This window comes from Belliella calami, assembly GCF_022549695.1.
GTDB classification, from domain to species: domain Bacteria; phylum Bacteroidota; class Bacteroidia; order Cytophagales; family Cyclobacteriaceae; genus Belliella; species Belliella calami.
Genome location: NZ_JAKZGS010000002.1, coordinates 89,515 through 110,297, shown reverse-complemented (window position 1 = coordinate 110,297; position 20,783 = coordinate 89,515). Strand labels below are relative to the sequence as shown.

The 20,783-nt window shown below is 36.0% G+C and carries 19 protein-coding genes and 1 riboswitch; of the genes, 10 read left to right on the top strand and 9 right to left on the bottom strand.

The window, feature by feature from the left end; genetic code table 11:
- The first annotated feature begins 65 nt into the window (after positions 1–65).
- The 6 genes from MM236_RS02865 (at position 66) to MM236_RS02840 (ending at position 6,075) form a co-directional block, all read left to right on the top strand.
- A complete protein-coding gene (locus MM236_RS02865; protein ID WP_255742332.1) occupies positions 66–1,139 on the top strand; it encodes an AAA family ATPase in 1,074 nt (357 codons plus the stop codon).
- An 8-nt stretch (positions 1,140–1,147) separates the two neighbouring features.
- Positions 1,148–1,699: a hypothetical protein gene (locus tag MM236_RS02860; RefSeq protein ID WP_241273424.1), complete on the top strand. Its 552-nt coding sequence runs from the start codon at positions 1,148–1,150 to the stop codon at positions 1,697–1,699.
- Between the two features lie 135 nt (positions 1,700–1,834).
- Positions 1,835–3,502 carry a DUF6909 family protein gene (locus MM236_RS02855; protein WP_241273423.1) on the top strand — a complete coding sequence of 556 codons (1,668 nt, stop codon included), beginning with the start codon at positions 1,835–1,837 and terminating at the stop codon, positions 3,500–3,502.
- Between the two features lie 186 nt (positions 3,503–3,688).
- Positions 3,689–4,267, top strand: coding sequence for a YceI family protein (locus MM236_RS02850; protein ID WP_241273422.1), 579 nt, complete (start codon positions 3,689–3,691; stop codon positions 4,265–4,267).
- A gap of 7 nt (positions 4,268–4,274) precedes the next feature.
- A complete protein-coding gene (locus MM236_RS02845) occupies positions 4,275–5,540 on the top strand; it encodes a hypothetical protein (protein ID WP_241273421.1) in 1,266 nt (421 codons plus the stop codon).
- 13 nt (positions 5,541–5,553) lie between these two features.
- Positions 5,554–6,075, top strand: coding sequence for a hypothetical protein (locus MM236_RS02840; RefSeq protein WP_241273420.1), 522 nt, complete (start codon positions 5,554–5,556; stop codon positions 6,073–6,075).
- Between the two features lie 39 nt (positions 6,076–6,114).
- Here MM236_RS02840 and argH read toward each other — a convergent pair whose 3' ends face one another.
- The 8 genes from argH to MM236_RS02800 all read right to left on the bottom strand — a co-directional run bounded on the left by argH (position 6,115) and on the right by MM236_RS02800 (position 14,765).
- Positions 6,115–7,455, bottom strand: coding sequence for an argininosuccinate lyase (gene argH, locus MM236_RS02835; protein WP_241273419.1), 1,341 nt, complete (start codon positions 7,453–7,455; stop codon positions 6,115–6,117).
- A 173-nt stretch (positions 7,456–7,628) separates the two neighbouring features.
- The gene (locus MM236_RS02830) at positions 7,629–8,708 is read right to left on the bottom strand and encodes a M20 family metallo-hydrolase (protein ID WP_241273418.1); all 1,080 of its coding nucleotides are present in this window, start codon (positions 8,706–8,708) and stop codon (positions 7,629–7,631) included.
- A gap of 163 nt (positions 8,709–8,871) precedes the next feature.
- A complete protein-coding gene (gene argB, locus MM236_RS02825) occupies positions 8,872–9,672 on the bottom strand; it encodes an acetylglutamate kinase (protein WP_241273417.1) in 801 nt (266 codons plus the stop codon).
- Between the two features lie 25 nt (positions 9,673–9,697).
- Positions 9,698–10,642, bottom strand: a complete 945-nt coding sequence (locus MM236_RS02820; RefSeq protein ID WP_241273416.1) for a Rossmann-fold NAD(P)-binding domain-containing protein — start codon at positions 10,640–10,642, stop codon at positions 9,698–9,700.
- A 108-nt stretch (positions 10,643–10,750) separates the two neighbouring features.
- Positions 10,751–11,881 carry an aspartate aminotransferase family protein gene (locus tag MM236_RS02815; RefSeq protein WP_241273415.1) on the bottom strand — a complete coding sequence of 377 codons (1,131 nt, stop codon included), beginning with the start codon at positions 11,879–11,881 and terminating at the stop codon, positions 10,751–10,753.
- An 11-nt stretch (positions 11,882–11,892) separates the two neighbouring features.
- Positions 11,893–12,858 carry an N-acetyl-gamma-glutamyl-phosphate reductase gene (gene argC, locus MM236_RS02810; RefSeq protein ID WP_241273414.1) on the bottom strand — a complete coding sequence of 322 codons (966 nt, stop codon included), beginning with the start codon at positions 12,856–12,858 and terminating at the stop codon, positions 11,893–11,895.
- On the bottom strand, positions 12,848–14,047 hold the full coding sequence (locus MM236_RS02805) for an argininosuccinate synthase (protein ID WP_241273413.1): 1,200 nt from the start codon (positions 14,045–14,047) through the stop codon (positions 12,848–12,850). The genes argC and MM236_RS02805 overlap by 11 nt, the downstream gene beginning before the upstream one ends.
- A gap of 37 nt (positions 14,048–14,084) precedes the next feature.
- Entirely contained in the window at positions 14,085–14,765 is a 681-nt protein-coding gene (locus tag MM236_RS02800; RefSeq protein ID WP_241273412.1) for a GNAT family N-acetyltransferase, read from the bottom strand.
- A 409-nt stretch (positions 14,766–15,174) separates the two neighbouring features.
- On the opposite strand from MM236_RS02800, the gene MM236_RS02795 reads away from it, so the two are divergent.
- Entirely contained in the window at positions 15,175–16,248 is a 1,074-nt protein-coding gene (locus tag MM236_RS02795; protein ID WP_241273411.1) for a Fic family protein, read from the top strand.
- A gap of 59 nt (positions 16,249–16,307) precedes the next feature.
- Here MM236_RS02795 and MM236_RS02790 read toward each other — a convergent pair whose 3' ends face one another.
- Positions 16,308–16,463, bottom strand: coding sequence for a hypothetical protein (locus MM236_RS02790; RefSeq protein ID WP_241273410.1), 156 nt, complete (start codon positions 16,461–16,463; stop codon positions 16,308–16,310).
- Between the two features lie 58 nt (positions 16,464–16,521).
- Between MM236_RS02790 and MM236_RS02785 the strand changes: the two genes are divergently transcribed.
- The 3 genes from MM236_RS02785 to MM236_RS02775 all read left to right on the top strand — a co-directional run bounded on the left by MM236_RS02785 (position 16,522) and on the right by MM236_RS02775 (position 20,771).
- Positions 16,522–17,226: a DsbA family oxidoreductase gene (locus MM236_RS02785; RefSeq protein WP_241273409.1), complete on the top strand. Its 705-nt coding sequence runs from the start codon at positions 16,522–16,524 to the stop codon at positions 17,224–17,226.
- Between the two features lie 153 nt (positions 17,227–17,379).
- Positions 17,380–17,571, top strand: a riboswitch (cobalamin riboswitch).
- 247 nt (positions 17,572–17,818) lie between these two features.
- The gene (metE, locus tag MM236_RS02780) at positions 17,819–20,161 is read left to right on the top strand and encodes a 5-methyltetrahydropteroyltriglutamate--homocysteine S-methyltransferase (RefSeq protein WP_241273408.1); all 2,343 of its coding nucleotides are present in this window, start codon (positions 17,819–17,821) and stop codon (positions 20,159–20,161) included.
- Between the two features lie 226 nt (positions 20,162–20,387).
- Positions 20,388–20,771, top strand: a complete 384-nt coding sequence (locus tag MM236_RS02775; RefSeq protein WP_241273407.1) for an acyl-CoA thioesterase — start codon at positions 20,388–20,390, stop codon at positions 20,769–20,771.
- The last annotated feature ends 12 nt before the right edge of the window (positions 20,772–20,783 follow it).

Sequence of the window (20,783 nt, the reverse complement as noted above, 5' to 3'; positions counted from 1 at the left end):
AAAAACAGTACTGCTCAACAGTTAAATTTAAATAGAGTGCAATAAAGATCTAAAAGTAAAAATAGATGATAAATTCAATAACAATAAAAAATTTTATGGCTCATTCAGAATTGAGCCTAAAAGATATGCCGTCAATAAATATCATCATTGGGAAAAATGATACGGGCAAGACAGGGTTGCTTAAACTCCTCTATGCAACAGTAAAATCTTTGGAAGTTTATAGTCTCAAAGCAAAGCATTCGGAAACTGTATTCAAAAAAGAACTTTCAGAAAAACTTCATGACACTTTTATGCCACGTAAAAATGGACTTGGAGACTTAGTTCAGAAAGGAAGTAAAGAAAGACTCGAAGTCAATCTAACTATAATTGGAAATAACAATAAATATAATCAAGATATTCATTATTCTTTTGGAGACAGAACAGAAAAGGTAATACCAAATTGCAGTGAACATATTGAGACTTTGCCACCTGATACTATTAATGCGCTATTTATTCCAGCTAAAGAAGTTTTGACGGCTTTTAACGATATTAGAAATATTAGAGAATTGCAATTTGGAGTTGGGTTTGATGATACATATCTCGATTTGATCAAAGCATTGAATATTCCAACAAGTAAAGGCAAAGTTGCATCTGAACTAAGTCAAGTAAATAGATCACTTGAAGATTTGTTTGAAGGCAAAATTGAACAAACAAGGCAAAATGATCAACCGTTTATTTTTAAGAAAGGAAATCAACAGTTTGCAATGCAACAAACTGCAGAAGGCATCAAAAAAATCGGGATCCTTACTACACTAATAACCAACAGACAATTGGGTAAAGGAACGATTCTTTTTATGGATGAGCCTGAAACAGCTTTACATCCTGATGCAGTCAGACAAATGGTTGAGATGTTAGTTGCTATGAGCAAAGCTGGAGTTCAAATATTCTTAGCATCACATAGCTATTTTGTGGTTAAGCAACTTGCAAACTGCGCAAAAAGAGATGAATTAGATGTTAGCTGTTGGAATTTAAAAAGAGAAGTAAGTAAACCTGTAAGTAGCTCTTTTCATAATTTAATTGATGGAGTTTTGCCTTCTAATTCAATTGTCGATGAAGCACTCAAAATGTATGATGAAGAAATCTATATTGATCTAAAATAGTTTTTAATATGCCTGGTTTTACCGAAAGCGAGATTACACTTAATTTCCCAGATAATAATTACTTTAGGTTGGGGGATTGTGATGGCTACAAAGATTTGCAAAATAATTTTGCTGAAATGGATGTTTGTTGGTACGACCAAGAGAATAAAGTTCTATACATCATTGAATTGAAGAATTGGGAAAACAATAAATTAACCGAAGAAAATGACCCAAACTATACGGAAGAACATATTCAAAAAATGAAAAAAGGAATTTCAGATTATAGATTAAAAAACCTTTTAAAAAAGTCCGTAGATACAACCTGCATCTTTATGTCCATACTTCTTGGGAAAGTGAATGGCAATAAAATTCAAAACTGTTCCCCATTCACGATTTCAAATGATACGGTTATCAAACTTTTATCAATTATTAATTGGACAGAATCCGACAGCACATATATTTCCATGATAAACACACAATACAGGTCTAAATTTAATTCATACGCTAAATTGTTTGACATTAAAGCGTTTTTGGTGTTGACTAAAGAAAAGGCATCTGAATTGTTTGAGTGGGTAAGTTAATTTAATAAAATCATTTCCATTAACTCCCTACCTAATTTTATGCATAATTTTAGTCTATTGAAAGAATAAAATTAAAGTAAATCATAAAAAATATATTATATTTGCTGAATTTATCTAATACAAAAAATGAAAAATATGAAAAGAACAAGAGCACAAGAATCTCGGGCAGCCATTGAAAAACTTTATATTACGATGCGCCACTTATTTATGAGGGGAACATACAAACCAATGGGTGTGTCGGGTGAATCCCTTGTAAGCTCACTTTTGGTTCTTAGTCCAGAAATCTATGGCTTGGTCATAGACGAGGAAAAAATTGAGCTTGATGGATTACTTTACGTGATGGAAAGACTTCCTAAAGGTATTGAAGAATGTCGATTTGTGAGATTGATTAGCAGGGAAGGTTATGAAAACTCTGATTTTTTAACTTTGGTACCAAGTAGGAGAAAAAGGAATTGTTATCGAGTGGATGATGATCAGATGTATGTTGAAATGACTCGTGGTAAATCTGATATTTATGATATTTTGACTCACCTTACATTTTTATACATCGAATCAGAAAAAATCAGGGCAAATAGTACTGACCATAAAGGAAGAATAAACTTGAATTGGGAAATGCTCTCCAAAATAGTGGAAAAAGAAAGCAGGGGAGAAGATTTTGACCAAGAAGCAGCGTGTTCTTATTTAAGCCACATCACAGGAAGAACTTTTGACGAAACGCACCATGCTATTCAAAAATTCGCACAATCATCAAATTCCAATAGTCTGTTTTCAATTGTTTACCACTTGGGTAAGTTGTCAATTGATGAATTTCTTCATGAAAAAGACAGGGAGATTTCATTTTCTGCTACTCTAAGAGAAAGAGTTGGGCATCATGTATATGGTGAATTATGGGCTACCAGGATCAAAAGTGTCTTGGATGATCAAGGATTGTTGGCTAGACCCATTCACATTATTTCAGCAAATCTGCACAGTGTGGTCAATACGATTTATGGACATCAAGCATTGGGATTGAAAAGTTATGATGAAATCGAAAAAGTCGCAATGGATATCAGTGTCAATGACAAGAAGCATAGAGGCAAGGATATTCAAGCATTTGCAACCAAAAACGGATTTATAGATTTACCTGATTTGTCAGGTACGAATATAGGTGCTCAGATCATTGATACAGCCCAAATGTCAAAGGAAACAATTATTCCTGGGCTAAAATTACCAAAAGAGGAGAAGCATAAACCAGTGATTGTAGTTATGGATTATGCTTTTGGTGAGCAAGCTTATGAGTGTTTTGATGAGCTCCTAAAACCTTATGATAAAGAGGGTAAATCAATTCCTTTAGATGTAGTTTCAGCTTCGATTATGGGCAAAGCAGGTATTTTGGAAGGAAATAAGGGTGATATAATGATTCCGAATAGCCACGTTTTTGAAGGAACTGCTGACAATTATCCATTCAAAAACGAATTGAAAAAATCTGATTTCGAAGGATTTGGACTTGGAGTATATGAAGGCCCTATGATAACTGTTTTGGGGACCTCTTTGCAGAACAAGGATGTGCTTCGTTATTTCATGGAGTCATCATGGAAAGCAGCAGGTTTGGAAATGGAAGGAGCTCATTATCAAAAAGCAATTCAGTCAGCTAGTAAAATCAGAAATAGCATTCGAAAAAATGTAAAGGTGTTGTATGCATATTATGCATCAGACAATCCTTTGGAAACAGGTAGTACTTTAGCTTCTGGTGCTTTGGGAATGGAAGGAGTGAAACCCACTTATTTAATTACTTATAAAATACTCGAAAAAATATTTTCTTGATTATTGCATAAAAACAAATGATTACTAGAACCTGATGTGTAAACATCAGGTTTTTAGTTTTTTAAGGGATATTTTTTTATTTAAATTTTTTGACTGTGTTGAAAATCATCAATAAAACTGATTTTGCTCATGTTTTGGGGAGCTGTCCAAGCCTACCTTTGATTCATCAACAAACACCCAACTATCATGAAAACAAACAGCAATTCTATTCTTAAAATGACAATGCTTGCAGCTCTGGTTTTTTTAAACTTCTCTGCATTTGGACAAACAAACTATTCCCTTTCGAGCAATCCAGAGTTGAAGGTGACAGGTACATCTACTCTCCATGATTGGGACATGAAATCTTCTTTGGCTACGGGAAAAGCTCAAATTTCACTTGAGAACGGTAAGATTGAAAAGATTGCAAATGTAAGTATCATCATGCCTGCTGAGAGTATTAAAAGTGGAAGAGGTGGTATGGACAAAAATGCTTATGGTGCATTGAATACCAAAAATCACAAAGAAGTGAAATTCAACCTAAAAGAGTTGGTAGCAAAAGGCTCAAGTTATGAAGCAAGTGGAGACTTCACCATCGCTGGAGTCACTAAGGCAGCCAAATTCCCTGTTACTGCCTCAATATCTGGCGAAAAAGTAACAGTGAAAGGTAAGCATGATTTCAAGTTGACAGATTATAACATCGATCCACCTACGGCATTGATGGGAACAGTAAAAACCGGAAACGAAGTAAGTATACATTTCAATGTAACATTTCAACCTACTAAATAATAAAGTAATGAAAAAGCAAATTTTAACGCTGATTGCTATTGCAGGTTTATCATCCGCTGTAATGGCCCAAGGTCTCCAAAGAGATATGCAATTCTGGAGATCTTATGATCAAAGAGGAATAAATGTATTCGAAACTGGCAAAGCAGATACTGTAGCTTATGATGGAATCAAAGTAAGGGTTGGAGGTCACTTCACCCAGCAGTTCCAAAGCTTGAGTCACAGCAATGCGAATGGCTCTCCGGAACTGATCGAAATAGGATCAGGAACAAATCTTGCCACAGCCAACTTAAACATCGACGTCGCGTTGGCTGATGGTGTTAGATTGAATTTGGTGACTTACCTATCTTCAAGACACCATCCAGAGACTTGGGTTAAAGGTGGCTTCTTGCAAGTTGACAAATTGAGTTTCTTAAATATTGGAAACACAGATTGGTTTGACAAGTATTTGACTGTTAGGGTAGGACATATGGAAATCAACTATGGAGATGCGCATTTCAGAAGATCAGACAATGGTAATGGAATGTACAATCCTTTCATAGGGAACTATATTATGGATGCATTTACAACTGAGGTTGGAGGTGAAATATTTTTCCAAAACAATGGATTTCTTGCAATGGTAGGTGTTACTGGTGGTGAAATACAAGGCGGTATCACTAGACCAGATGATAGGAAAATGAATTTCCTTGGGAAATTGGGTTATGACAAATACATCAATGATGATGTTAGAGTTAGATTGACAGGATCTGTCTACACAACCAAAGGATCTGCTAGAAATACACTGTATGCAGGTGATCGAGCAGGATCAAGATATTACTTGGTAATGGATCCCGTTGGTGCAAGTACTTCTGCGAACTTCACCTCTGGTAGATTTAGTCCAAACCAAACTGACAACATTACTGCTATGGTGCTGAATCCATTCGTGAAAATCAAAGGTTTGGAACTGTTTGGTAACTTTGAGCAATCTAAAGGTAGAGCTGCAAATGAGCAGACAGATAGAAAATGGAGTCAGCTAGGTGCAGATGCGGTATATAGGATAGGTGTCAAAGAAAATGTTTACCTAGCTGCAAGATACAACAAAGTCAGCGGAGAATTAGCTGGCGGACAAGATGTAAGTATCGATAGAGTCCAAATAGGTGGTGGATGGTTTGTAACCAAAAATATCCTAGCAAAAGTTGAGTATGTAAGCCAAAATTACAACGACTTTGCAGCAGGAGATATCCGAAATGGTGGAAAATTCAATGGCTTGATGATCGAAGGCGTAATAGGATTCTAAATCAAACATTATCATGCGTATCTTTATCATTCTTGTTTTAATATTCGGTTACACGACTTCTTCGGAAAAGAAGCTAGTAATCACAGAGAAACAGATATCTGTATCAGGTGAGACTTCTCTAGGTGGATTTACTTGTAACTATACAAACGAGGATTTTAAGGATACGCTATTTATCAATAGTTCTAAAAATAATAACCCAATAGTTTTTGATATTCCGGTTCAAGATTTTGGTTGTGGGAATTTTTTACTCAATAAAGATTTCAGAAAAACTATAAAAGCTTCAGAGTATCCGCATGCTAAAGTGACAGTCAACAATCTACGTGAATATGGTATCTACTATACTTGTGATGTAAGCGTAAATTTGGTTGGCAAAAAGTTAGCTTATAAATCTTTGAAGTTGAAATATCATAAAGATCAATTGGTTGGAAAGATCTCTATCAACTTCGATGAACTTGATCTCAGCCCTCCAAGCAAGCTTGGAGGATTGATCAAAGTCGAAGAAAAATTGAATCTGGAAATTAAGTTGGGATTTTGAAACTGAGATAGAAAGGATAGCATTTAGCTAATACTTTCTTTAAGAATTACTAATAAGTCTTTCCAAGGCTTGATTTACTTTTTCAAATTCAAATTTGGCAATTGCATTTTCCATTTTTACCTTGATTTCTTTGGTACATAGGTTCCCAATACTCCCTTCATGTGTATGGTGTACATTTTCTTGATTTGGTGAAAAGTCATCCTTTTCAATGTCCAAACCTATTTTTTTGTATGCATCTCTAAAAGGTACACCTTGTAAAACCAATTCATTTACCACTTCCACAGAAAATACATGCTTGTAAAAAGTGTCTTTCAAAATTTGCTCTTTGATTTTAACTTCTTTCAGCATAAATGTTGTCATTTTGATACAATCAATGGTCATTTCCACACCTGGGAAAATAGATTCCTTCAATAACTGCAGGTCTCTATGGTAACCCGTCGTCATGTTGGTAAGCTGAAGGGTTACAGTATTAGGAATTGATTGGATTTGATTTGTTTTTGCTCTGATCAACTCAAATACATCAGGGTTCTTTTTGTGTGGCATAATACTACTTCCCGTTGTAAGCTCATCAGGAAAAGTAAGGAAGCCAAAATGCTGATTCATATAAATACAAATATCAGCTGCCAATTTATTTAATGTACCTGCAATTCCAGCAATCGCAAAAGCTATAGTTTTTTCTGTTTTTCCCCGGCTATTTTGTGCATTGATCACATTGTGGTGCAAATCTTCAAAACCAAGCAAGTTTGTAGTGAGTGTTCTATCCAATGGAAATGAAGAACCATATCCAGCAGCTGAACCTAGTGGATTTTTGTTCGAAAGCTTGTAAGCTGCTTGCAGTAAATCCAAGTCTTCAGTCAGGCTTTCTGCAAATGAACCAAACCATAGCCCAAATGATGAAGGCATAGCAAGTTGGGTATGTGTATAGCCAGGCATAAAGCTATTTTTATGCTTTTCGGATAGGCTTTGAAGTAGGGTAAACAATTCTTGAACTTCTTCTACCAGCTCTCTAATTACAGCTCTGTAGTAAAGCTTCAGGTCCACCAAAACTTGATCATTTCTGGATCTTCCACTATGAAGTTTCTTCCCAACGTCACCAAATCGTTGAGTTAACAAAAATTCAACTTGTGAATGAACGTCTTCAACTCCTTCTTCAATCTGAAATTGTCCTTTTTCTATTTCAAGATAAATATCCTTCAATCCTTTTCTCAATACAGATAATTCTTCGAAAGTCAAAAGACCGATTTTTTCTAGCATTATGGCATGAGCCATTGAGCCTAACACGTCAAAAGGAGCTAGGAGAATATCAAATTCCGGATCTCTTCCGATCGTAAATGATTCAACTTCTTTTTTACTTGTTTTATCTTTTTGCCAAAGTTTCATAGTTGGAATGTGCTGCTTTATTAGATTGTGGGATTTTGATTCAATGTTGTTCGATTAAGAGACGAGATATTTCAGGTTCAAAACTTTTATTAGCCTTTCTTGCCAAATAAAATCCTTGTTCTTTTTATTACAAAAAACCTAACAGGCCTAATCTAAACGATATAGGATTTTTATTAATCAAAGATATAGGTATTTAAAAGATTTATATAACCTTCTATACCCGACTGAATCTCTTGGATGTAAATAAATTCATCTGGCGTATGTGATCTTGCAGAATCTCCTGGGCCAATTTTTATTGAGTGAAAAGGAATCAGCGCTTGATCAGATAGGGTAGGGCTACCATATTGAACAAGATTCAATTTCTTTGCTATATTGAGAATCTTGTGGTTTTCTGGTACTTTGGAAGAGTTTAGCCGCATTGATCTTGGTGTGAGTTCAGCTTTGAGTACTGTATTCAACTCAATCAAGGCTTCTTCCAATGTGTAGCTGTCTGTCACCCGCACATCCAAAGTATATGTACAAGTGTCAGGAACTACATTGTGTTGACTTCCAGCTTGGATGATTGTGGCTGAAACTTTCGTTTTTCCTAAGAATTTGGATTCTTTTTCAAACTGATAGTTTTTGATGGTATTAAGGTCTTCCAAAGCCTTGTAAATGGCATTTTCACCTTCTTCTCTTGCAGCATGACCAGCCCTTCCCCTGACTACTGCATCTATTACCATTAGCCCTTTTTCAGCAACAGCCATCTGCATTAATGTAGGTTCTCCAACTATTGCCAATTCAATTTTTGGAAGCTGATTTACAATGCTTTCAATACCATTCTTTCCTGATATTTCTTCTTCTGCACTTGCTATTAAGATGATGTTGTAGGGTAGATTTTGAGGATAATAATGGATAAAGGTTTGAATCAAACAAACCAAGCATCCACCTGCATCGTTGCTACCCAATCCAAATAATTTTCCATCTTCAATTTTGGCTTCAAAAGGATTTTTTGTGTAACCTGAATTTGGTTTGACGGTATCATGATGGGAATTGAGCAAAATGGATGGTTTGCTTAGATCAAAATACTTATTGTAAGCAATAATATTATTTCCACTTCTTTCGGAAGGGATTTGATGTAGATCAAGGAAAGTAACAATTATATCTGCGGTCAAAGATTCTTCTTTACTGAAAGAAGGGGTTTTGATCAAATCTTTGAGCAAAGAAATAGCCTTGTCTGAATATGTGTTGCTACTTAAAATATTTGACTTCATAAATTTTTAATCAACTATTTGGCTTCAAAAGAAATTGATCATGATTACTAAGATCAATATAATCAATACTTTATAATTTGTATTTTCTCAAATGTCTGAATAGTTTATTTCAGTTAACTGGACTTGATCTACTCTCTAATAGAAAAAATTTCAATATTTGAAATCAATATAGATCGTATCTATGCTTTTCTATATTTGTCCCTGAAACTTTCCCTTTTGCAGCCAAAAGAAGATTTTCGGCCTTGCCAATCCACACCTGATTGACCCCTTTGTTTAGTGCAGCAAAAGCATTGTCAAGTTTTGGGATCATTCCAGAATGGATCACATTTTCTTTTCTCAATTCTGAGTAGATATCTTCATTGATCAATGGTACGATCGAATCGTCATTTTTTTCATCTATCAATACACCAGCTTTATTGAAGCAGTAATATAGATTGACTTTATGCTTACCAGAAAGGGCTACAGCTAATTCAGAAGAAATGCTATCAGCGTTGGTATTGAGTAGTTGTCCTTTTTTGTCATGTGTGATGGCACATATCACAGGTATGATATTTTCGTCTAAGAGCGTTCCTATCAAGTCAGTATTCACTTCTTGAATATCTCCAACAAAACCATAGTCAATGGTTTTTACAGGTCTTTTCTTTGATCGGATAAGGTTTCCATCTGCACCAGTCATACCAAGTGCATTTTGCTTTAGCTTTTGGAGTTTGGCGACGATTTGCTTGTTGATCAGTCCGGCATATACCATGGTGACAATATCGAGGGTGTCTTTGTCCGTAATTCTTCGTCCATCGACCATTTCCGGCATTACTCCCATACTCTCTCCAAACTTAGATGCCAAGACGCCGCCTCCATGTATAAGGATCTTTTTTCCTGGAAATCTGGAGAACAAATAAAGAAATTCATCTAGTTTTTCGGGAAAGTCTATGACATTCCCTCCAATTTTTATTATGCTGATATTCATGGTTGTGGTAGGTTTGAGCTGTTAATTATTCAATTATTTTACTTAAAACTGCTTGTGCAGCATAAATTCTGTTTTCTGCTTGTTTTTGAACGAGACTTCTGCTTCCATTAAGGATTTCGTCAGACAACTCTACATTTCTCCTTACAGGAAGGCAATGCATCACTTTTGCGTTTTTGGCATTCTTGAAATGCTTTTCAGTGAGCATCCAGGATGTGTCTGTACAATGGATTTTGCCATAATCATCAAAAGCGGACCAATTTTTCACATACACGAAATCTGCATCTGTTAGGGCTTTCTGTTGGTTATATTCGATTTTCGACCCTTTTGTGAACTTCGGATCTAAATCGTAACCTTCTGGATGCGTAATGGTCAAATCATGTCCGCAGCCAATGGCCCATTCGGCAAAAGAATTTGCCACGGCATGAGGGATGGCTTTGATATGTGGCGCCCATGTCAAGACGACTTTTGGTTTATGTCCTGCAATGATGTTTTCTTGGATTGTGATCATATCAGCCAAGCTTTGCAATGGATGTCTGATGGCACTTTCCAAACTAATGACAGGGACTCCGGAGTATTTTATAAATTGATTGAAGACGAAATCTTCTGAATCTTCTTGTTTGTTTGATAATGAAGGAAAAGCTCGAATCGCCAATACATCGAAGTAAGTTCCCAAAACAGCAGCAGCATCTTTGATATGTTCGACAGTACCTTTGTTCATAACGGCCCCTTCTTGCATCTCCAGTGCCCAACCTTCCTTGTCCATATTCATCACAATCGGATCCATGCCTAGGTTTAAGGCGGCAATTTGAGTGCTTGCTCTTGTTCTCAGAGATGGATTTAGAAATATGCAACCAACCCTTTTTCCAAGTCCCTTTGAAATATGTTGACGTGGGTCAGATTTGTATTTTAAAGCTTCTTCAATAAGCTGTTCTGCAAGACTTTTATTTTCAAATTGAGTGAAATGGTTCATGAAATTGATTGTGAAAGATTATTTCTTCAATTAAGATCTGATTATGTAAATTTTAAAGAAATGATCAATTTTTTAAAATAATATTAATTTTTTGTTTGATAAAATGTATTAATTCAAAATTTCTTTTAAACTGACCAAAAACGAAGATAACTGATTAATTTCAATATTTAAAGGAGGAAGCAAACGAATTGTATGTTTTCCTGCTGAACTTCCTGTGAATATTTTGTATTTATTTACCAATTCAGAACGGATTGGAGCGGATTCTTTATCCAAATCTACCCCTATCATCAAACCTTTACCTCGAACTTCTGTTACACCATTTATATTGGATAGGTTTTTCATCAAAAACTCTCCAGCTTCCAATGCTTTTTCCATCAGGTTTTCAAATTCGATAATTTCCAAGACAGCCAATCCAGCTGCACATGCTAAATGGTTTCCTCCAAAAGTTGTACCTAGGAGTCCATAGCTTGCTTCGATTTCTGGATGGATTAAAACTCCTCCAATTGGATAGCCATTCCCCATTCCTTTTGCCATGGTGATAAGGTCAGGCACAAGCCCTTCTACCCACTGATGTGCAAAAAATTTACCAGTTCTACCATAACCTGATTGAACTTCATCTAGGATTAGCTTTGCTCCATTTTTCTTGCACAATTCTGAGATTTGAAGAAGAAAATCTGGGTTTGGAACATGAATACCTCCAACACCTTGAATTCCTTCAATGATTATTCCTGCAATATTTCCTTTGTCAAATTGATTTTTCACAGCTTCAATATCATTCCATGGAAGGATGTGTACATCTGAGCGCTGATTATTTGGAGCGATGATTTTAGGGTTGTCAGTAAGCGCTACTGCTCCGGAGGTTCTTCCGTGAAAAGCCCCTGAAAATGAAATAAACCCAGACTTTCCAGTCACAAATGAAGCAAGCTTTAATGCATTCTCATTGGCTTCAGCTCCAGAATTGCATAGGAATAAATTGAAGTCCGGATATCCGGATAGTTCGCCTAATTTTAAAGCTAGTTTTTTTTGAATAGGTATATGTACCGAATTTGAATAAAAGGTGATTTGATCCAATTGATCTTTGATTCTCTGATTAAAGTGAGGGTGTGCATGTCCAACAGAAATCACTGCATGACCACCATACAAATCAAGATATTCTACACCATTTTCATCCCATAAATTTGCACCTGAGGCTTTTACTGGGGTAACGTCGATTAAGGGGTAAACGTCAAATAAATTCATTTTCCTAAGTGTTAAAATGCGATACTTTTAAGTTTTAACCCAGCATATTCTTCAATTCCAAATGCTATATTGAAGTTTTGTACTGCTTGTCCAGACGCCCCTTTCAGTAAGTTGTCAATAGCCGAATAGACTACTAACTGACCATTTTCTTTTTCCAAATGAATGATGCATTTGTTGGTGTTGACGGCTTGTTTGAGGTCAATATCTTTTCTGGATACATGAGTAAATGGAGCGTTTTTATAAAAAGCTTCAAAAGTCTCGTATGCTTCATCAAGACTTGCTTCGAATGGAAAATATGCAGTGATCCAAATCCCTCTTGCAAAATTCCCTCTGTATGGAACAAAAAGAATGTCCGAATCGAAATCACTTTGGATTTGACCAAAGGTTTGTTTGATTTCTTTGAGGTGTTGATGCGTAAATAGCTTATAAACGGATGTGTTATTATTTCTGTAGCTGAAATGGGAAGTTTCGGCGAGCTTTTTTCCGGCACCGGTACTTCCTGTGATTCCCGAGACATGGATTGTATCTTTAACCCATCCTTTAGCAATAGCAGGAGCAAGCGCTAGTTGAATCCCAGTTGCGAAACAGCCAGGGTTGGCTATCTTTTTTGCTTCTTTTATTTTTTCTTTGTTGACTTCTGGAAGGCCATATATGAAATCGTTGCTTTCATCTCTAAAATCTGTGCTCAAATCGATGATGATGGTGTCTTCTGGAAACTTGTTCTCTTCCAAAAATCCTTTGGTCTCTCCATGTGGAAGCCCTAGGAATACAGCTTCTATTCCCTCAGTGCTTACTTTGTCAGTGAAAACCAGATCTATGTCGCCAATCAGATCAGGATGTACTTCTGAGGCTGTTTTTCCTTTTTGACTATTGCTATGGATATATGCTAATTCAACATTGGGATGGTGAACCAATAGTCTCAATAATTCTCCTCCTGTATATCCTGCTGCGCCAATGACTGCTACTTTAATTTTCATTGTCACTTTTGTTTACTTGATGGAAAATGGCGGTTTGGTTGCCCAAAATTCTTGTAAAACCTTTTACATCTTCAGCTGTATATCCTTTGTTCATTTCTCCATAGCTACCAAATTTGGAAGCCATCAAGTCATGCTCAGACTCGATACCAATAAGCTGGAATCTATATGGGTGGAGAGATACTTTGACTTTTCCTGATACAAATTCTTGGCTATCAGCCAAAAATGCTTCTAAATTTCTCATAACTGGATCTAGATAATGCCCCTCATGTAAGTGGTTGCCATAGAACTCAGAAATTTGATTCTTCCAAAATGTTTGCCATTTGGTCAATGTATGTTTTTCTAACAATTGATGGGATTTGATAATGATCAAAGGGGCTGCTGCTTCGAATCCTACCCGACCTTTGATACCAATAATTGTATCTCCTACGTGAATATCTCTGCCTATTCCATAAGGAGCGGCTAGTTCATTTACCTTGAGGATTGCGTCCACGGAGTTTTCATACTTTTTATCATTTACTCCGATCAATTCACCTTTTTCAAATGTTAGAGAAATCTCTTCAGAGTTAGTTTTTGTAGCTGGAGTTGGCCAAGCAGCTTCAGGAAGTGTTTGACTTGAAGTCAAAGTCTCTTTTCCTCCTACTGAAGTTCCCCAAATACCTTTGTTGATAGAGTAGGCTGCCTTTTCAAAATTCATGGAAACACCATGTTTTTTGAGATATTCTATTTCTGCTTCTCTGCTTAGTTTAAGGTCACGGATAGGGGTGATGATCTCAATATCTGGAACGATCGTTTGGAAAATCATATCAAATCTTACTTGGTCATTTCCAGCTCCGGTGCTACCATGGGCTACACATTTGGCTCCAATGTTCTTAGCATATTCTGCCAAAGTTTTTGCTTGAAGAATCCTTTCGGCAGAAACTGATAGCGGGTAGGTTTGATTTTTCAAAACATTACCAAATACTAGAAACTTAATTACTTCTTGGTAGTAAGTTTTGGTGACATCAAGAATTGTAAATGATGAGATTCCAAGGCTGTTTGCTCTTGTTTCAGTTTCGTTTAGTTCTTCAGGGGAGAATCCTCCTGTGTTGATCAGTACGGCATGAACTTCGTAACCAAGATCTTTGGATAGGTGAAGTGCGCAAAAAGTTGTGTCTAATCCTCCGCTGTAAGCTAATACTACTTTTTTCATTTTTTGGTTGTTTTAATAAAAGCCTAAGGCTTTGGTTTTAAAATAAGCTAATAGTTTTGTCTTTAGTTTTTTTGAGGTTGAGCATGACATATTTCTTCAATCTTGTCCATCGCTCAAACAACTTTATGTTTTTCTTGAAGTCTTCTCTCAATGCAAGATCTTCGTGTTCTACTTTTTTCAGTTTTGGTTCGTATAGCATAGCTGTACAAAGGCAGTTTTGCCTGTTTTTACTTTGCAGAATTTCAAAATTCACACAGCTTTGGCAGCCTTTCCAGAACTGTTCATCATCTGTCAAGTCTGAATAAGAAACAGGAATGTAACCCAATTCAGAATTGATTTTCATTACTGCTGCTCCAGTAGTGAGTCCAAATATTTTGGAGTCTGGGAATTTGGTTCTGCTGAGTTTGAAGATTTCTTTTTTGATAAGCCTTGCTAAACCATATTTTCTGAATTTTGGTGCTACGATCAAGCCTGAGTTAGCAACATATTTACCGTGGCCCCAAGCTTCAATATAACAGAATCCAGCCCATTCTCCATCTGTGGTGGTAGCTATGACTGCTTTTCCCTCCATCATTTTTGTGACGATATATTCTGGGGATCTTTTGGCTATACCAGTTCCTCTTGCTTTGGCAGACTGCTCCATTTCATCAGTTATGGTGACTGCGAATTTTGAGTGTTCCTGACTTGCAGGTTTAATTATGAAAGAGTAATTGTCCATTTGATTTGATAGGAATAGACAGAGTAAAAACTCTTATGTGAAATTTAAGTGGTTAATAATTAAGTATATGGGGTAGGTTGCCCACATAGGGTACCAAAAATTATATAAGGGACACTGCCCTAAAGCTGTTCCTAAATTCTCTTAAAGGAGCTAAAAATAGCATAGCAAATGAACCCAATAAGATTGAGGACATTTTATAAAAAGTAGCTATGGAGTTTGTTTTTTTCATCTTTTGCTTCTTGCGCAACAAAGGTTAAAAGTATTAAAATGAAATGCAAGGTTTTATACCATAAATTTAAAGAAATGAAGAATTTTTTGGAAGGAGAGAAAAAAGAGAGAAAAATTGGAAAAAAAATTCCAAAACCAAAAAATGTTGACTAAATTTGTCATGATCAAAAAAGTCAACAAAATGAAGTCATTATCACAGTTACTCACAAATGCTCGAAATCAAAAAGGACTAGTAATAAGAGAAGTAGCCAAAGAATGTGATTTAGATGCAGCATTAATATCAAAATTTGAAAAAGGACACAGGATTCCCAATGAAAATAATCTTGTAGCATTAGCCCGTGTATTAGATATCCCGATGTCAGAACTTCGGAAAATTTGGTTGGCAGAGAAGATTTATCAAATATTAGAAAGTGAAGAAGATCCTTCAAAAGTGTTGGCATTAGCTGAATCTAGAGTAGAATACCTTACTAAAAGTCAAATATTTGCAAAGGAGAGTCTAAGTCAAGAAATAAATGAAAAGCTAAAGAACTTGGATCGTCTAAAAGAAAAATGGCAAACCAAAAAACCATTGAATCAGACCCAGTTACATAAATTGAAAGAATACTTCAATATTTCATATACCTTCGAAAGCAATAGGATTGAGGGTAATACGCTGTCACTTCAAGAGACCCACTTGGTGGTGAATGAAGGGATTACGATTGGAGGAAAGTCTATGAGGGAGCATTTAGAGGCAGTCAATCATTTTGAAGCTATTGATTACATAGAAAAATTGATAAAAGATGAGATTGACTTTGGCAAGAGAGTTCTGATGGATCTTCATTATTTGATTCTGAAGGGAATCGATAAAGAAAATGCCGGTAGATATAGAAAAGTGCCTGTCCGTATTTCAGGAAGTAGGCACGAGCCTCCTCAGCCTTTTATGATCGATAAGTTGATGGAAGATTATTTCATTTATTATACTTCCAATAAAAATAAATTACATCCAGTCATTTTAGCAATAGAGTTGCACGAGAGGCTGGTGAGTATTCACCCGTTTATTGATGGTAATGGAAGGACTAGCCGATTGGTCATGAATTTGATATTGATGAAAAATGGCTATTCGATTGCTAATCTAAAAGGTGATTTGAGTTCAAGAATTTCCTATTACAAATCGCTGGAGGAAGTTCAAATCAACAACAATCCCGAGGTGTTTTATCATCTGGTGTTAGATGTTTTGAAAAGTTCGTTGGAAAGTCATATTGAAATGGCTGGATAATGTTTATATACAGGGTTTTAGTGTTTCATAAAAGCTAAAACCCTTTACTGATTTTTAGTCTAAAAAATAAACAGCATCAGCAACAGAATGGCCATCAAGATGGCAATGATCGAATAGATCGGATTTCTGCGTGGAAATTCAAATTCGCAAATAGGACAAAAAATTGCTTTTTTATCCACATTCATGGCACAGGAAGGGCATTCTTTAGTTTTCATATTTTTGGAACTCTTGATATCAAAATTTGATTATGCATACAATTAAACCAAATATATTATGAAAATAGAGATATGGTCAGATATCATGTGTCCTTTTTGTTACATAGGTAAGAGAAGACTTGAGTCTGCATTGGAAAGTTTTGAATACAAGGATCATGTGAAAATCGAATGGAAGAGCTTTTTGCTTAATCCAGATATGAAAACAGATCCTGAAAAATCCACTTTGGAGTACCTTTCAGAGACAAAAGGGTGGAGTTTAGAGCAAACTCAGCAAATCACCAATCAAGTGGTAGAAATGGCTGAAGGTGAAGGGTTGACATATCGAATGGAAAATACGGTAGTAGCTAATGCCAAAAATGCACATAGACTCTTACAGCTATCTAAAACTGTGGAAAAGGGTGATGCAATGAAAGAAAGACTTTTGAGGGCTTACTTTACAGAAGGCAAAAACATTGATGACTTGAGTACTTTAATTTCTTTGGCAGAAGAAGTAGGGATAGATAAAGAAAGGGCTCAGGCATGTTTGGAATCAAATGAGTTCGCTGCGAAAGTTGATCAAGATATCTCGGAGTCAAGACAAATAGGGGTGAGAGGTGTTCCTTTCTTTGTTCTGGATAGGAAATTTGGTATTTCGGGAGCTCAGCCTGTTGAGGTTTTCCGAGATACCTTGAATAAAGCTTGGGAAGATTATGTGAAGGAAAATCCCATTTTACAAATGAACAGTTCTGAAGGAAGCTCTTGTGACATAAATGGAAATTGTTAACAAGACTGTTCGATACAGAATTATATTTCGATTTAATTGTAATTTATGATTTATGTCTAGCAGTTATTGAAGTAATATTTTAAATCTTAGATTCATTAGTGGGAGGTAATGTGTTTTTACTAGTTTTGTGAAATTAAAGTTCTTTACTATAATTCTACATCATCCGGAATTGGTTATGCTTAATTGTGTATTAAAAGGGAATCGTGTGCAAATCACGAACTGTCGCGCAACTGTAAGTAACATTCCAAATGTTTTTGTCCTAGTATGTCCACTGTTTTAAATAAAATGGGAAGGACGACAAAAGCTGTTACAAGTCAGGAGACCTGCCTATTTCGATATGACGATGCTTTCGCGATTTGAAGCTTTTAGTCAAGTGTGATTCAATTTCCTTCTATGCCTTTTTGGTGTTTCTATAGGTCTTTGATCCAAAGTGAATTACCGATTTTGGTTTTTCCTTGATAGGAAAAGTTTGTCTGAATTAAAACACTATTTTTTTCCTTCGCTTTTCTATTATTTTCTTTTCCAAAAGCATTTTTGATTTATTGTGATGAGCTTTTAACCAATTATTTCAAACAAATAAAGTTAAAAGACCATGCAAACGCATAATCTTGGCTATCCGCGAATTGGTAGTCAGCGAGAATTGAAAAAGGCCTGTGAAAACTATTGGGCAGGAAAAATCACAAGACAGGAGCTGTTTCAAGTAGGAAATGAAATCAAGCTCAGCAATTGGACCTTACAGAAAGAATGTGGGATAGATTTGATTCCTTCAAATGACTTTTCTTACTATGACCATGTTTTGGATTTGGCATTCACAGTTGGAGCCATTCCCGAAAGGTATCATTCTGTAATATTTGATAAAAATAAGTCTGAAATCGATTTGTATTTTGCAATGGCCAGAGGATATCAGGCAAATGGTTTGGATATCAAGGCCATGGAAATGACCAAATGGTTTGACACGAATTATCATTACATCGTACCAGAGTTTAAGAAAAATCAAGAGTTTAAGCTATTTTCTTCAAAAGTCATTCAGGAATTTGCAGAAGCAAAACTGGCAGGTTTCAAAACGAAGCCGGTTATTTTGGGACCAGTTTCATTCCTTTTACTGGGAAAGGAAAAAGAAGCCGGTTTTGATCGCATTGACTTAATCAAAAATCTTCTTCCTGTTTATTTCCAAATATTGGATAAGCTTGTAGAACATGGTGTAGAGTGGGTTCAGTTCGACGAACCATTTTTGGCTATGAATCTTTCAACTAAAGAAAAAGAGGCTTTTCAAACTGTCTATTCCCAAATCAGAAAAAAGTACCCTCACTTGAAGACCTTGTTGGCAACTTATTTTGGAGGTTTGTATGAAAATTTAAGCGTAGCAACATCTTTACCTGTTTGTTGTCTCCATGTAGATTTGGTCCGTTGTCCCGAGCAATTGAATGAGTTGTTAGAAAATAGACCGAAAGATCTTTCCATTTCACTTGGATTAATTGACGGAAGAAATGTTTGGAAAAATGATTACAGCAACTCTTTGAACCTGGTTCAAAAAGCACTTAGAAAAGTTGATCCTGAAAAATTATTCATAGCTCCTTCTTGCTCTTTACTTCATTCACCATGCGATTTGGACAGTGAGTTGAAGCTTGATAAAGATATCAAAAGTTGGCTTTCATTTGCTAAACAAAAATTGGTGGAAATTAGTGATTTGAAGCAATTGGCAAAATCTGTCAATGTTCAAAGTGCGAATGGTTTAGAATCTTTTGGAAATGGATTTTCTGATATTTTTAATAAAAATCAGGTAGCAATCAGCAACAGATCAAATTCAACCTTGATTCATAAAAATGAAGTGAAGAAGCGATTGAATAATGTTTTGGATTCTGATTTTGAGAGAAAATCTTCGTTTAAGAATAGAAAGATTGTACAGGCAGAGTTATTGAATCTTCCGCTTTATCCAACAACTACAATTGGTTCATTTCCTCAAACAAAGGAAGTAAGAAAGGTTCGCGCTGACTTCAAAAATGGTAGGATCAATAAGCAGAAGTATGAACAATTCATTAAAGATGAAACGGAGAAGACTATCAGAATCCAAGAAGAGATTGGTCTAGATGTTTTGGTTCATGGCGAATATGAAAGAAATGACATGGTAGAGTATTTTGGGGAGCGTTTGCATGGCTTTGCATTCACTCAATTTGGCTGGGTTCAGAGTTATGGTAGCCGATGCGTCAAGCCACCGATTATCTATGGAGATGTGTATAGGTCAGAACCGATGACAATATTTTGGTCAAAATATGCACAATCACTCACTCCAAAGTTTGTAAAAGGAATGCTTACTGGACCGGTGACCATTCTCCAATGGTCCTTTGTAAGAGACGATCAAGCTAGAAGTGCAACATGTAACCAAATCGCTTTGGCTATTAGAGATGAAGTTTTGGATTTGGAAAAAGAAGGAATCCGCATCATTCAGATAGACGAGCCTGCATTGAGGGAAGGTTTACCAATCAGGAAAGAACATTGGGAAGGATATCTAGATTGGGCTATCAAAGCATTTAAGCTCTCTGCAAGCGGGGTAGATGACAATACCCAAATTCATACACACATGTGTTATTCAGAATTCAATGATATCATTGGTCATATAGCCAACCTTGATGCCGATGTGATTACGATTGAATGTTCTCGTTCACAGATGGAGCTCTTGGATGCTTTTGCAGACTTCAAGTATCCAAATGAAATTGGGCCTGGAGTGTATGATATCCATGCGCCAAGGGTCCCTTCAAAAGCTGAAATCATAGAGTTATTGCAAAAAGCAGCTGATGTAATTCCATTAGAACAGATTTGGGTGAATCCTGATTGTGGGTTGAAAACAAGACAATGGGAAGAAACCCACAAATCTCTAGTTGAAATGGTTTTGGCAGCAAAAGCAATGAGAGAACTGGTTCCTGTTACGTTGAATTAGTGTTTACAGAAAAATCAGCAAGCTTGTATAATAGCTTGCTGATATTTTTTGGGTTATTTGAGTAACATGAAGGATCGGCTGCTTTCACGAGAATTGGACCATTTACAGAAAATATAATCAACTACAAAAAGGGACAAATTCCTTACAAATGTAAAGTGACAATTCACCCACTTAAAAATAAAGATAAAGAAACAGTTGCGTTTGCAGCTTTTGAAACAAAAATATTATGAACTTAGAAGAAAGGATACAGCAATCAGAAACGCACATTTTTAAAGCGGTTTTTCCCAATACCACGAATCATTATGGGACGCTTTTTGGAGGAACAGCGATGCAATTGATGGATGAAGTGGCATTTATTACAGCCACTAGATTCTGTCGTCAGCGGGTAGTAACAGTAAGTAGTGACAGGATTGACTTTACTCAGCCTATTCCTGAAGGCACATTCGTAGAATTGGTAGGTAGGGTATCTTCAATTGGGAACACAAGCCTCAAAGTTCATGTAGAGATTTATATTGAAGAAATGTATGACGACAAAAGAGAAAAGGCGGTTTCAGGAGTATTTACATTTGTAGCAATAGACCAAAACAAAAAACCAATCAGCATAGTATGATGCCTATGCTGA